The 13,289-nt window shown below is 63.9% G+C and carries 13 protein-coding genes; all 13 read left to right on the plus strand.

Features of this window, described 5'->3' with window-relative positions:
* Positions 1–26 precede the first annotated feature (26 nt).
* The 13 genes from GEM_RS00425 to GEM_RS00485 all read left to right on the plus strand — a co-directional run bounded on the left by GEM_RS00425 (position 27) and on the right by GEM_RS00485 (position 13,247).
* Positions 27–1,082 carry a branched-chain amino acid ABC transporter permease gene (locus GEM_RS00425; RefSeq protein ID WP_014895487.1) on the plus strand — a complete coding sequence of 352 codons (1,056 nt, stop codon included), beginning with the start codon at positions 27–29 and terminating at the stop codon, positions 1,080–1,082.
* A 4-nt stretch (positions 1,083–1,086) separates the two neighbouring features.
* Positions 1,087–2,871: an ABC transporter permease subunit gene (locus tag GEM_RS00430; RefSeq protein ID WP_014895488.1), complete on the plus strand. Its 1,785-nt coding sequence runs from the start codon at positions 1,087–1,089 to the stop codon at positions 2,869–2,871.
* Positions 2,871–3,626, plus strand: coding sequence for an ABC transporter ATP-binding protein (locus tag GEM_RS00435; protein WP_014895489.1), 756 nt, complete (start codon positions 2,871–2,873; stop codon positions 3,624–3,626). The genes GEM_RS00430 and GEM_RS00435 overlap by 1 nt, the downstream gene beginning before the upstream one ends.
* Positions 3,627–4,147: 521 nt before the next feature.
* Positions 4,148–6,118 (plus strand): tRNA uridine-5-carboxymethylaminomethyl(34) synthesis enzyme MnmG, encoded by a 1,971-nt coding sequence (mnmG, locus tag GEM_RS00440; protein WP_014895491.1) that lies wholly within the window; start codon positions 4,148–4,150, stop codon positions 6,116–6,118.
* On the plus strand, positions 6,115–6,801 hold the full coding sequence (rsmG, locus tag GEM_RS00445; protein ID WP_014895492.1) for a 16S rRNA (guanine(527)-N(7))-methyltransferase RsmG: 687 nt from the start codon (positions 6,115–6,117) through the stop codon (positions 6,799–6,801). Before mnmG ends, rsmG begins: the two co-directional genes overlap by 4 nt.
* A 50-nt stretch (positions 6,802–6,851) precedes the next feature.
* A complete protein-coding gene (locus tag GEM_RS00450; RefSeq protein WP_014895493.1) occupies positions 6,852–7,631 on the plus strand; it encodes a ParA family protein in 780 nt (259 codons plus the stop codon).
* A 31-nt stretch (positions 7,632–7,662) separates the two neighbouring features.
* A complete protein-coding gene (locus tag GEM_RS00455) occupies positions 7,663–8,556 on the plus strand; it encodes a ParB/RepB/Spo0J family partition protein (protein WP_014895494.1) in 894 nt (297 codons plus the stop codon).
* 13 nt (positions 8,557–8,569) lie between these two features.
* Positions 8,570–9,700 (plus strand): SLC13 family permease, encoded by a 1,131-nt coding sequence (locus GEM_RS00460; RefSeq protein ID WP_014895495.1) that lies wholly within the window; start codon positions 8,570–8,572, stop codon positions 9,698–9,700.
* A gap of 571 nt (positions 9,701–10,271) precedes the next feature.
* A complete protein-coding gene (locus tag GEM_RS00465) occupies positions 10,272–10,799 on the plus strand; it encodes an ATP synthase subunit I (protein ID WP_014895496.1) in 528 nt (175 codons plus the stop codon).
* Between the two features lie 109 nt (positions 10,800–10,908).
* Positions 10,909–11,760 carry a F0F1 ATP synthase subunit A gene (atpB, locus tag GEM_RS00470; protein WP_014895497.1) on the plus strand — a complete coding sequence of 284 codons (852 nt, stop codon included), beginning with the start codon at positions 10,909–10,911 and terminating at the stop codon, positions 11,758–11,760.
* A gap of 75 nt (positions 11,761–11,835) precedes the next feature.
* Positions 11,836–12,105 (plus strand): F0F1 ATP synthase subunit C, encoded by a 270-nt coding sequence (atpE, locus tag GEM_RS00475; protein WP_006482730.1) that lies wholly within the window; start codon positions 11,836–11,838, stop codon positions 12,103–12,105.
* Positions 12,106–12,234: 129 nt separating this feature from the next.
* Positions 12,235–12,705, plus strand: coding sequence for a F0F1 ATP synthase subunit B (locus GEM_RS00480; RefSeq protein WP_006751767.1), 471 nt, complete (start codon positions 12,235–12,237; stop codon positions 12,703–12,705).
* Positions 12,706–12,707: 2 nt separating this feature from the next.
* Positions 12,708–13,247 (plus strand): F0F1 ATP synthase subunit delta, encoded by a 540-nt coding sequence (locus GEM_RS00485; RefSeq protein ID WP_014895498.1) that lies wholly within the window; start codon positions 12,708–12,710, stop codon positions 13,245–13,247.
* The last annotated feature ends 42 nt before the right edge of the window (positions 13,248–13,289 follow it).

Below are 13,289 nucleotides of genomic sequence, written 5' to 3' on the forward strand. Positions count from 1 at the left end.
CGCAGCATTCTCGATACACGAAACGTATGGATCTCTCGATTGCGGCGATCCTCGCGCAAGACGGCATCACGACCGGCGCCATTTATGCATTGCTGTCGCTGGCGCTCGTGCTGGTGTTTTCCGTCACGCGGGTGATCTTCATTCCCCAGGGCGAATTCGTCGCCTACGGTGCGCTGACGCTCGCGGCGTTGCAGGCACAGAAATTTCCCGCCACCTGCTGGCTGCTGTTCGTGATGGGCATCGCGTGCTTCCTGCTGGAAGTCGGCGGCCTGATTCGCCATCGCGAACGTCGCCATCAGCTCGGCCGCACGCTCACGACGCTGACCAGCCGCTACGTCCTGCTGCCGCTCGCGGTGTTCGCGGTCACGCGCGGCGTCGCCGCGCAGCCGTTGCCGATGCTCGCGCAGATCGCACTGACGCTTGCGATCGTCGTGCCGATGGGGCCGTTCGTCTACCGGCTCGTCTATCAGCCGATCGCCGAAGGCACGACGCTGCTGCTGCTGATCGTATCGGTGGCCGTCCATTTCGCGATGGTCGGCCTCGGGCTCGTGATGTTCGGCGCGGAAGGCTCGCGCACCAACGGATTCACCGATGCGTCGCTGGCGATCGGCGGCATGACGGTGTCGGTGCAGAGCATCCTGGTGGTCGTGACCGCGCTGGTGCTGATCGGTGCGCTCTACGTGTACTTCGGGCGCACGATCGCCGGCAAGGCGCTGCGCGCGACGTCGGTGAACCGGCTCGGCGCGCGGCTCGTCGGCATCGGCACGACTGAAGCAGGGCGCCTCGCGTTCACGTTGGCGGCGGGGCTCGGCGTGCTGTCCGGCATCCTCGTCGGTCCGCTGACGACGATCTACTACGACTCCGGCTTCCTGATCGGCCTGAAGGGTTTCGTCGGCGCGATCATCGGCGGGCTGGTCAGCTATCCGCTCGCGGCCGCCGGCTCGCTGCTGGTCGGTGTGCTCGAATCGTATTCGTCGTTCTGGGCGAGTGCATACAAGGAAGTGATCGTGTTCACGCTGATCATTCCGGTGCTGCTGTGGCGCAGCTTCGCGACGCCGCACGCGGAAGAGGAAGAGGAGTGACGCGATGAAGACAATGGTACGCAACAAGACCTTCTGGATGTTTCTCGTGGTGCTGTTCGCGCTGCCGGTGCTGCCCGGCGCGCTGCAGGTGCCCGAATACTGGATCACGCTGCTGAACTACATCGGCCTCTACGCGATCGTCGCGATCGGGCTCGTGCTGCTGACGGGCGTCGGCGGGATGACGAGCTTCGGGCAGGCCGCGTTCGTCGGCATCGGCGCGTATGCGACCGCGCTCCTGACGACGCGATACGGCGTGTCGCCGTGGCTCGCGCTGATCGTCGGCGTCGTGCTGACGGCGCTGGTCGCGCTCGTGCTCGGCGCAGTCACGATGCGGTTGTCCGGGCACTTCCTGCCGCTCGGCACGATCGCGTGGGGCCTCGCGCTGTTCTATCTGTTCGGCAATCTCGAACTGCTCGGCAAGTACGACGGGATCAACGGGATTCCGGCGCTGAACCTGTTCGGCATCGTGCTCGAAAGCGGCCGCAGCCTGTACTTCCTGATCTGGGCCGTCGTGCTGGCTGCGATCGTGTCGGTGCAGAACCTGCTCAACAGCCGGCCCGGCCGGGCAATCCGCGCGCTGCGCGGCGGCGGCGTGATGGCCGAGGCGATGGGCATCAACACCGCGTGGATGCGCGTCGTGATCTTCGTCTATGCGGCCGTGCTCGCGGCGGTATCGGGCTTCCTGTACGCGCACCTGCAGCGTGCGGTGAACCCGACCCCGTTCGGCCTGAACCACGGGATCGAATTCCTGTTCATGGCGGTGGTCGGCGGCGTGTCGCATGTGTGGGGTGCGGTGCTCGGTGCGGCGATCCTGACGGTGCTGCAGGACTACCTGCAGACGCTGTTGCCGAAGCTGCTCGGCTCGGAAGGCAACTTCGAGATCATCGTGTTCGGCGTGTTGATGGTGCTGCTGCTGCAGTACGCGCGCCAGGGCGTGTGGCCGTTCGTCGCGAAGCTGTTTCCACGCGGGCCGCGCGCACACGTGCCGGACCATGCCGATCCGCTGCCGCAGCGTGCCAAGCCGACGGCAGGCGAACCGCTGCTCGTCGTTGACAACGCGCGCAAGCAGTTCGGCGGGCTGGTGGCCGTCAACGACGTCAGTTTCGACGTGAAAGCGGGGCAGATCATCGGGCTGATCGGCCCGAACGGCGCCGGCAAGTCGACCACGTTCAACCTCGTGACCGGCGTGCTGCAGCCGACCGGCGGCACGATCACGTTCCGTGGCGAGCGGATCGACGGGCTCACGTCGCGGCAGATCGTCCGGCGTGGGATCGGCCGTACGTTTCAGCACGTGAAGCTGCTGCCGACGATGACGGTGCTCGAGAACGTCGCGATCGGCGCGCATCTGCGCGGCCATACGGGCGTGTGGCGCAGCATCGCGCGGCTCAATGCGCATGAGGAAACGCAATTGCTGGCCGAAGCGGCGCAGCAGATCCGCCGCGTCGGGCTGGAAAAGCACATGTATGACGAGGCGGGTAGCCTCGCGCTCGGCCAGCAGCGGATTCTCGAAATCGCCCGCGCGCTGTGCTGCGATCCGACGCTGCTGCTGCTCGACGAGCCGGCCGCCGGGCTGCGCTATCAGGAGAAGCAGCAACTCGCTGACCTGCTGCGGCGCCTGAAGGCCGAAGGCATGAGCGTGTTGCTCGTGGAACATGACATGGATTTCGTGATGAACCTCACCGACCGGCTGGTGGTGATGGAGTTCGGCACGCGGATCGCGGAAGGGCTGCCGCAGGATGTGCAGCAGGATCCGGCGGTGCTCGAAGCGTATCTGGGCGGGGTGGAGTGATGACGGACACGACGATGCCGATTCTCGAGGTGCGCGGACTGGCGGTCCGGTACGGGAAGGTGGAAGCGCTGCACGGCGCGGCGATCAAGGTTGGCGCAGGGCAGATCGTCAGCGTGATCGGCCCGAACGGGGCCGGCAAATCGACGTTGCTGAACGCGATCATGGGCGCGCTGCCGGTGACCGGGCATGCTTCCGGCGCGGTTTTGTATCGCGGTAGCGATGTCGGCGCGCTGCCGGTCGAGCAGCGCGTCGCGCGCGGGATGTGCCTGGTGCCTGAAAAGCGCGAGCTGTTCAGCACGATGACGGTCGAGGACAACCTCGTGCTGGGCGCGTATCGCCGCAAGCTGGCGGGCGAGTCGAACTTCCTCGACCAGCTCGATCACGTGTTTGTGCTGTTTCCGCGGCTGAAGGAGCGGCGCAAGCAGGCAGCCGGCACGCTGTCGGGTGGCGAGCGACAGATGCTCGCGGTTGGCCGTGCGCTGATGGGCAAGCCTGACCTGCTGATGCTCGACGAGCCGAGCCTCGGGCTGGCGCCGCTGATCGTGAAGGAGATTTTTCATATCATCAGCGCGTTGCGCGGCACCGGCGTCGCGACGCTGCTGATCGAGCAGAATGCTCGGGCCGCGCTGCAGATCTCCGACTACGGTTATGTGCTGGAGACGGGTGAGTTCGCGCTCGAAGGGCCGGCGGCCGAACTGGCGCAGAATCCGCGTGTGATTGAGACATACCTGGGGCTGGCGAAGAAAACGGCTTGATGGCCGGGCGGGTGACATGAAACGAGCGGCGTGTTTCACGTGAAACACGCCGTTTTTGTTTTCGGGGGCAGGGCAGTGCGTGGGTGAACCGGGTAGGGGATAAGTGCCGGAGGAACAAGTGGAAGCCCTGTGATGGGCGGCGAATCGGATGCTCAGGGCAGTGTGGCTGCACAGGCTGGTGAGTGTTGGGTGCGCGCCAGGGCTCCGCCATCGCGAGCCGGACCGCACAGTGGATAAGGGGCGCACGATTGATTGGAAATACTGTGACGGGATGCGATGTCCGTTTCACAGGCCCGCTGCCCGAACCCCGGTTTTGCACACCCAGTTGATGTGTGTTGAGGTCGAGGCGGCGCCGCAGCAGCGGGGCGGAGGGCACAGATTGGCCGCTTGAGCGAAAAAAATCGGCGAAATGAACGGACCCTACCATTCGGACGGTCTTCGGGTGAAAAGCGAACCCGCTATAATTCGGCCCATACATTTCTCAGATAGGTCCGTGCGCAGTCCTGTGTACGGAATCCACCATGCTTTTTCCCACAGAATTTGACGTCATCGTCGTCGGTGGCGGTCACGCAGGCACGGAAGCCGCGTTGGCATCCGCCCGTATGGGTGCGAAGACGCTGCTGCTGACCCATAACATCGAAACGCTCGGGCAGATGAGCTGCAATCCGTCGATCGGCGGCATTGGCAAGGGCCATCTGGTCAAGGAAGTCGATGCGCTCGGCGGCGCGATGGCTGCCGCGACGGACGAGAGCGGTATTCAGTTCCGGATCCTCAATTCGTCGAAAGGTCCGGCTGTGCGCGCCACGCGTGCACAGGCCGACCGTATCCTGTACAAGGCTGCGATCCGCCATCGGCTCGAGAATCAGCCGAACCTCTGGCTGTTCCAGCAGGCCGTCGACGACCTGATGGTCGAAGGCGATCGCGTGGTCGGCGCCGTGACTCAGATCGGCATCCGCTTCCGTGCTCGTGCGGTGGTGCTGACGGCCGGTACGTTCCTCGACGGCAAGATCCACGTCGGCCTGAACAACTACACGGGTGGTCGCGCAGGCGATCCGGCGGCCGTGTCGCTGTCGGCGCGCCTGAAGGAGCTGAAGCTGCCGCAGGGCCGCCTGAAGACCGGTACGCCGCCGCGTATCGATGGCCGCTCGATCGATTTTTCGAAGCTGGACGAGCAGCCGGGCGACCTCGATCCGATCCCGGTGTTCTCGTTCCTGGGCCGCGCGGAGCAGCATCCGCAGCAGCTGCCGTGCTGGGTCACGCATACGAACGAGCGCACGCACGACATCATTCGCGGCGGCCTCGACCGCTCGCCTATGTATACAGGCGTGATCGAAGGTGTCGGCCCGCGTTACTGCCCGTCGATCGAGGACAAGATCCACCGGTTCGCGTCGAAGGAATCGCACCAGATCTTCCTCGAGCCGGAAGGGCTGACGACCAACGAGTTCTATCCGAACGGGATTTCGACGAGCTTGCCGTTCGACGTGCAGCTCGAACTCGTGCACTCGATGCGTGGCCTCGAGAACGCACACATCCTGCGCCCCGGCTACGCGATCGAGTACGACTACTTCGACCCGCGTGCGCTGAAGGCGTCGCTCGAGACGAAGGCGATCAACGGGCTGTTCTTTGCGGGCCAGATCAACGGCACGACCGGCTATGAAGAAGCGGCCGCACAGGGCCTGCTCGCTGGGCTGAATGCAGGCCGTTACGTGCAGGAGAAGGACGCATGGTGCCCGCGTCGCGACCAGGCCTACCTTGGCGTGCTGGTCGACGACCTCGTCACGCGTGGCGTGGCCGAGCCGTACCGGATGTTCACGAGCCGTGCCGAGTACCGCCTGAGCCTGCGTGAAGACAATGCCGACATGCGCCTGACCGAACTTGGCCGCGAGCTGGGCCTCGTCGACGACGTTCGCTGGGATGCGTTCTCGCGGAAGCGCGATGCTGTTTCACGTGAAACCGAACGACTGAAATCGACGTGGGTCACGCCGAAGACGCTGCCGCCGGAAGAGGCGACCGCGTTGCTCGGCAAGGCGATCGATCACGAGTACAGCCTCGCCGAATTGCTGCGCCGTCCCGGCATCAGCTACGACGGCGTGTGCGGCCTGAAGGGCGGTGAATGCGCGCCGGCGGAGCCGCTGGCCGACGATCCGGTGCTGCTCGAGCAGATCAAGGAACAGGTCGAGATCGGCATCAAGTATCAGGGCTATATCGAACGTCAGGCCAGCGAGATCGAGCGCAACGATGCGAACGAGAACACGCGCCTGCCGGACGGTATCGACTATCGCGAGGTGCGTGGCCTGTCGTTCGAGGTGAGCCAGAAGCTCAACGAGTTCCGGCCGGAAACGATCGGCCAGGCATCGCGCATCTCGGGCGTCACGCCGGCTGCGATCTCGCTGTTGATGGTGCACCTGAAGCGCCGTGGCCTCGGCCGTCGTAATGGCACCGCCGCAGAGGCGACCGAGCAGGGGGACGGCACTGTCCCGACGCAACAATGACGGCGCGTCGCGCGCCGGCGGTTAATCGGGACGTACTTGAAGGGATGCTCGTCGACGGCACGGCCGCGCTCGACATCGCATTGACGGATGCACAACGCAACCAGCTGCTCGACTATGTCGCGCTGCTCGGCAAGTGGAACGCGGTCTACAACCTGACCGCGATCCGCGACCCGAAGCAGATGCTGATCCAGCACATCCTCGATTCGCTTTCCATCGTTCCGCATCTGCGCGGCCGCGCATCGGCGCGCGTGCTGGACGTGGGTTCGGGCGGCGGGTTACCCGGTATCGTGCTGGCGATCGTGCAGCCGGACTGGCAAGTGACGCTGAACGATATCGTGCAGAAGAAGTCTGCATTCCAGACGCAGATGCGTGCGGAACTGAAGCTCGCGAACCTGTCGGTCGTCACCGGTCGAGTCGAGTCGCTGCAGCCGGGTGTCGAAGTACCGGAAAAATTCGACATGATCGTATCCCGCGCTTTCGCTGATCTGTCCGACTTCGTTAAACTTGCTCGACATCTCGTCGCGCCCGGTGGATCGATCTGGGCAATGAAGGGCGTCCACCCGGATGACGAAATTGCGCGGTTGCCGGAAGGCAGTCGCGTAAAGCAGACGATGCGGCTGGCGGTACCGATGCTCGATGCCGAACGGCATCTGATCGAGGTCACCGTCGACGAGGCGATTTGAAGGCGCGCAAGTGCGCGCCGTTTGTTTGAAGTAAGAGGAACACACCAACGATGGCAAAGATCTTCTGCGTTGCGAACCAGAAGGGGGGCGTCGGCAAGACGACGACATCGGTTAATCTCGCCGCAAGCCTTGCAGCGCAGGAGCAACGAGTCCTGCTGATCGATCTCGACCCGCAGGGCAACGCGACGATGGGCAGCGGGATCGACAAGGCCGCTTGCGAGTCGACCGTGTACGAAGTGCTGATCGACGGCGTATCGGTGACCGACGCGCGCGTGCGTCCGGAAGGCGTCACGTACGACGTGCTGCCGGCAAACCGCGAGCTGTCCGGTGCCGAGATCGAGCTGATCGGCATCGACAACCGCGAGCGTCGGCTGAAGGCCGCACTCGAGCGCGTGGCGGACGATTACGACTTCGTGCTGATCGACTGCCCGCCGACGCTGTCGCTGCTGACGCTGAACGGCCTGTGCGCGGCGCACGGTGTCGTGATCCCGATGCAGTGCGAGTACTTCGCACTGGAAGGGCTGTCGGATCTCGTCAATACGATCAAGCAGGTTCACGCGAACATGAATCGCGACCTGAAGATCATCGGCTTGCTGCGCGTGATGTTCGATCCGCGCATCACGCTGCAGCAGCAAGTCTCCGATCAACTGAAAGCGCACTTCGGCGACAAGGTGTTCGACGCGGTGATTCCGCGCAACGTGCGTCTGGCCGAAGCGCCGAGTTACGGGTTGCCGGGTGTTGTGTTCGACCGCAACTCGCGCGGTGCGCAGGCGTATCTCCAGTTCGGTGCCGAGATGATCGACCGCGTCCGCGCGTTCGAGGTGTCGTGATCCGGACATGAGCGAAGCGAGGAAGAAAGACATGAACGCGGTACCAAAGAAGAAGGGCTTGGGACGTGGCCTCGAAGCGCTGCTCGGCGGCAGTGCGGACATCACCGAAGCGGTGAAGATCGAAGGGGCGCCGAACACGCTCGCGCTCGGCAAGCTGCAGGCCGGCAAGTACCAGCCGCGGACGCGGATGGACGAGGGCAGCCTGCAGGAGCTGGCGGCCAGCATTCGCGCGCAGGGCGTGATGCAGCCGATCCTGGTACGGCCCATCTCATCCGATAAGTACGAGATCATCGCGGGCGAGCGGCGTTTCCGCGCGGCGCGCCTGGCCGGCCTCGACGAAGTGCCGGTACTCGTGAAGGACGTGACCGATCAGGCTGCCGCGGCGATGGCGCTGATCGAGAACATCCAGCGCGAGGACCTGAACCCGCTGGAAGAGGCGCACGGTATCCAGCGTCTGCTCGACGAGTTCGGTTTTACGCACGAACAGGCGGCTGAATCGGTCGGCCGTTCGCGCAGCGCGGTGTCGAACCTGCTGCGCCTGCTGAATCTCGCATCGCCGGTGCAGACGATGCTGTTGGCCGGCGATCTCGACATGGGGCATGCGCGCGCGCTGCTCGCCGTCGACGCGGCGACGCAGATCACGCTCGCGCACCAGGTCGTCAACAAGCGCATGTCGGTGCGCGAGACGGAGAAGCTGGTCGCGCACACGACCAAGGAAGCGCCGGCCGTGAAGGCGCGCGCGAAGGATGACGGCGGCCGCGACACGCGCCGTCTCGAAGAAGAGTTGTCCGACCTGCTCGCGTCGACGGTGAAAATCAAGCTCGGCCGCCGCGGGCGAGGGCAGGTGCTGATCGACTTCGGCAACCTCGATGCGCTCGAGGGCATTCTCGTGCGCCTGCGCGGCAACGTCGCGACCGAAGAGTAACGAGGCGCAATCGATGGAGAACGCGGGAGCGGCTGCGCCGCGCAGGTGGTTCGGATGGTTGATGCAGGAGCCCGTGCTCACGGTGCTGGCGCTTGCGCTGATTCTTGTTCAATGGTTGCGCCCGCAACCAATTGCCGCGCTGGCCGGCCTTGTCGACTGGCAGACCGTCGTGACGCTCGCGGGCCTGCTGATGCTGACCAAGGCGCTCGAGCTGTCCGGGTGCCTGATGTGGCTCGCGCATCGCATCGTGCATCACGTGCGATCCGAGCGCGGGCTCGCGATGCTGCTGGTCGTGTTCGCGGCGGCACTCGCGATGTGGTTGACCAACGACGTCGCGCTGTTCGTCGTCGTTCCGCTGATGGTGTCGCTGCGCAAGCTGACACCGCTGCCGTTCAGGCGGCTCGTGATCGCCGTCGCGCTGGCCGTCAACGCGGGGTCCGTCGCGACGCCGCTCGGCAATCCCCAGAACCTGTTCCTGTGGCAATTGAGTGGCGTGTCGTTCGGCCGCTTCGTCGTCACGCTCGGGCCGCTCGCCGTTGTGATGATGGCGCTGCTGCTCGTGCTGACGGCGTGCGCGTTTCGCGCGAAACCGCTCGACCTGTCCGGCGACGTCGACGCGGTTCCCGTGCAGCGCATGCACGCGCTGCTCGCGACGGTGCTGTTCGGTGCGTTCGTGCTGCTCGCCGACGCGCATCATCCGGTGCCGGGCCTGATCGCCGTCGTGATCGCATTGCTGGTTGCGAAACGTGATGCAGTCCTGAAGATCGACTGGCTGCTGCTGCTGATCTTCGTGCTGATGTTCGTCGTGCTGCGCAGCGCGGCCGCGCTGCCCGTCGTCCACGACGTGATCGCACAGACCCACCTCGATTCGCCGCTGCGCGTGTTTGCGGCGGGCGCCGTGCTGTCGCAGGGGATCAGCAACGTACCGGCCGCGATCCTGCTGTCGGAATTCACGCACGACTGGCGCGCGCTCGCGTTCGGCGTGTCGGTCGGCGGCTTCGGCTTCGCGATCGGTTCGCTCGCGAACCTGATCGCGGTGCGTCTCGCGAAGGAGCCGCGCATGTGGCTGCCGTTTCACCTCGTTTCGATTCCGTTCGCGCTCGTGAGTGCGGCACTCGGCGCGTGGCTGCTCGTGCACGGCTGAGCGGTGCGGCTGCGTGCGCTGCAGGCGTAACGCAAGCTTGGCGGGGAGGGGCACAGCATTCGCGCTCGTTGCGAAGCCGGGGTTGTTGATAAGTGCCGCGTTCCACAGTCGGTTTACTGTGGCGGCGTAACAACTGATTGCCTGCATCGGTACGCTCGCGACCGACGGTATTTCACGCATCGCGCCTGGTGGCTGGTCACAGTATTTCGCCTGTCCCGCGTCATCGCGCCGAGTCATTTCCCGTGATCGCGTCACAGCAGAATTCCTGCTGCGATCGCGGCGCGCCGGTGGCGCCCGCACCAGGCATCGATGCCACGCCATTGCATCGTCACAGGACTTTTTCGCGCAAGAAATACTGGTGCAAAAATCCCACCTTACAACTGTCATCGTACGTCGTAGAATCGCGCGTTTTTCACATGATGAGGCGTCGTTTTACGCAGGTTTTTGTCGCGTCTAAAGCCTTGAATCACTTGCAACTATCGCTTACAATCGCCCGGATTTGTTAGCTAGGCACCCCTGAAAGCTTTCAGAAAGCTTGGGGCCGGGTTCAAGGATTTTGCGGAAGATTGCGATGGCGGGTCAGGCGCCGAACGACAGGCACGATGATCACCGCGCGCAACGCACCGCTTCAGCGGCCGGCGAGCGGCGCGAGTCCGATGGCGACGAGTGGGATGTCGAGCAGCAAGATGACAACATCGTTCCGCTCACGCGGACGGACGCCGAGAGGTTGTTCGGTCCGAACGTGAGCAAGCCATCGCGCGTAACCCCCTACAAGGTGGTGACCGCGCAGGTGGTCTTGTCCCTGGTTGCAACGCTGGCGTGGTGGCTGTTTTCAAAGTCACCGGGCGCCGCTGCGCAGTCCGCGTTTCTGGGCGGGGCGATCGGCTGGGTGCCAAGCGCGTTGTTCGTGGCACGACTGAAGGCAGGTGGCTCGGCCACCGTGATGAGCTGGGTGATGGGCGAAGCCCTGAAGCTCGGTGTGACGGTCGGAATGTTCGCCGCAGTGGCGTACGGCTATGCCGGCGTGCACTGGCCGGCACTCCTCGTCACCTACCTCGTCGTGCTGAAGACGTACTGGATCGCGCTGGCCTGGCGGTAAAAAACAAGCAGCGTGCGGTTTCGACAACGAACCGCACCGGCCCGTTCCCGCAATAGCGTGTTGCGGAACAGGCAAAACGATTTTCGACAATTTGGGTGGCATTAACGATATGGCAGCTAGCGAAGGCACGCGCGGTCCGGATCCGTCCGAGTACATTGCGCACCACTTGCAGAATTTCTCCACCTCGCATCAGACGTCGATTTTCGACATCCACGTCTGGAATCTCGACACGCTGTTCTGGTCGATCGTTTGCGGCTTCGTGACGTTCGTCCTGCTGCGTCTGGCTGCCCGCAAGGCGACGTCGGGCGTGCCGGGCCGTTTCCAGTGCGCAATCGAGATGCTCGTCGAAATGGTCGAAGACCAGTCGAAGGCCATCGTCCACGGCAATCGTACCTTCATCGCTCCGCTCGCGCTCACGGTGTTCGTGTGGGTCGCGCTGATGAACTCCCTCGACTTTCTCCCGGTCGACCTGCCGGGCCGCGTGATCGGCCTGCTCGGTCTGTCGGACGTGATTTCCCACCATCGCATCGTCCCGACGGCCGACCTGAACGGCACGCTCGGCATCGCGCTCGGCGTGTTCGTCCTGATGATCTACTACAGCATCAAGATCAAGGGCGCGGGCGGCTTTGTGCATGAGCTGCTGTCGGCCCCGTTCGGCGCCCACCCGCTGCTGTGGATCCCTAACCTCGCGCTCAACATCGTCGAATATCTCGCCAAGACCGTCTCCCTCGGTATGCGGCTGTTCGGCAACATGTACGCGGGTGAGCTGTTGTTCCTGTTGATCGCCCTGCTCGGCAGCATGTGGAGCTTCGGTGGCGACGCAACGTTCCTCGGCTTCGTTGGTCATGTGATCGCGGGTAGCGTCTGGGCAATCTTCCACATCCTGATTGTTCTGTTGCAGGCATTCATTTTCATGATGCTGACGCTGGTGTATCTCGGCCAGGCGCACGACAAGCACTAAGCGCGGCGTGCAAAAAAGAGTTTCCGTTTTAGTTTTTTAAATCTCAGTTCCAAGTCTTTTCACAAAGGAGTGATCATGCAAGCTTACATCGCCAACATCCAGGGTCTGACCGCCATCGGTATCGGCATCATCATCGGCCTGGGTGCAATCGGCGCCTGTATCGGTATCGCGCTGATGGGTGGCAAGTACATCGAAGCCTGCGCGCGTCAGCCGGAACTCATCAACCCGCTGCAAACGAAGATGTTCCTGCTGGCTGGCCTGATCGACGCTGCATTCCTGATCGGCGTTGGTGTCGCAATGCTGTTCGCGTTCGCGAACCCGCTCCTGTCGAAGCTCGCAGGCTAAGGTTCCTCGGAAATATGCGCCCGGCGTAAGCCGGCGCAGGGCGGAACGGAGACTTGGGGCGCTGATCGAATGCAACTCGATGAGCGCCTTACCGTTTCATTTTTCCGGAATAGCAGATAAGGAAACACCGTGAATCTCAACGCAACTCTGTTTGCGCAAATGGTCGTGTTCCTGGTCCTCGCGTGGTTCACGATGAAGTTCGTGTGGCCGCCGTTGATCAACGCCCTCGACGAACGTTCGAAGAAGATCGCCGACGGCCTCGCCGCCGCGGAGAAGGGCAAGGCGGAACTCGACGCAGCGCACAAGCGCGTGGACCAGGAACTCGCGCAGGCCCGCAACGACGGCCAGCAGCGCATCGCCGACGCTGAAAAGCGTGCCCAGGCGGTCGCCGAGGAAATCAAGGCCAACGCCCAAGCTGAAGCCGCCCGCATCGTCGCTCAGGCGAAAGCGGAAGCAGAACAGCAAATCGTGAAGGCGCGCGAAGCGCTGCGTGGCGAAGTCGCCTCGCTGGCCGTGAAGGGCGCCGAGCAGATCCTGAAGCGCGAAGTCGATCAAACGGCCCACGCCCAACTGCTGAATCAACTGAAAGCCGAGCTCTGATCATGGCCGAACTTGCAACCATCGCCCGCCCTTACGCAGAAGCGCTGTTCCGCGTGGCCGAGGGAGGTGACATCGCCGCCTGGTCCACGCTCGTGCAAGAGCTGGCCCAGGTTGCGCGTCTGCCGGAAGTGCTGTCGGTCGCGTCGAGCCCGAAGGTGACGCGCACGCAAGTGGCCGAGCTGCTGCTTGCTGCGGTGAAGTCGCCGGTCGCGGCAGGCGCCGAAGCGAAGAACTTCGTGCAGATGCTGGTCGACAATCATCGCATCGCGCTGCTGCCGGAAATCGCCGAGCAGTTCGAGGCGCTCAAGAACGAACGTGAAGGTGCAGCCGACGCCGAGATCGTGAGCGCGTTCCCGCTGAACGGCGCGGATCTCGAAAGCCTCGTCTCTGGCCTCGAACGCAAGTTCAAGCGCAAGCTGAAGCCGACGGTCGAAGTCGATTCGTCGCTGATCGGCGGCGTGCGCGTGACGGTCGGCGACGAAGTGCTCGACACCTCGGTTCGCGCGCGCCTCGCATCGATGCAGGCTGCCTTGACCGCCTGAGCGCCACGCCGGCACGCAACAGAATTGACTATCAGGAGCGAA

Source organism: Burkholderia cepacia GG4 (assembly GCF_000292915.1).
Lineage (GTDB): Bacteria > Pseudomonadota > Gammaproteobacteria > Burkholderiales > Burkholderiaceae > Burkholderia > Burkholderia cepacia_D.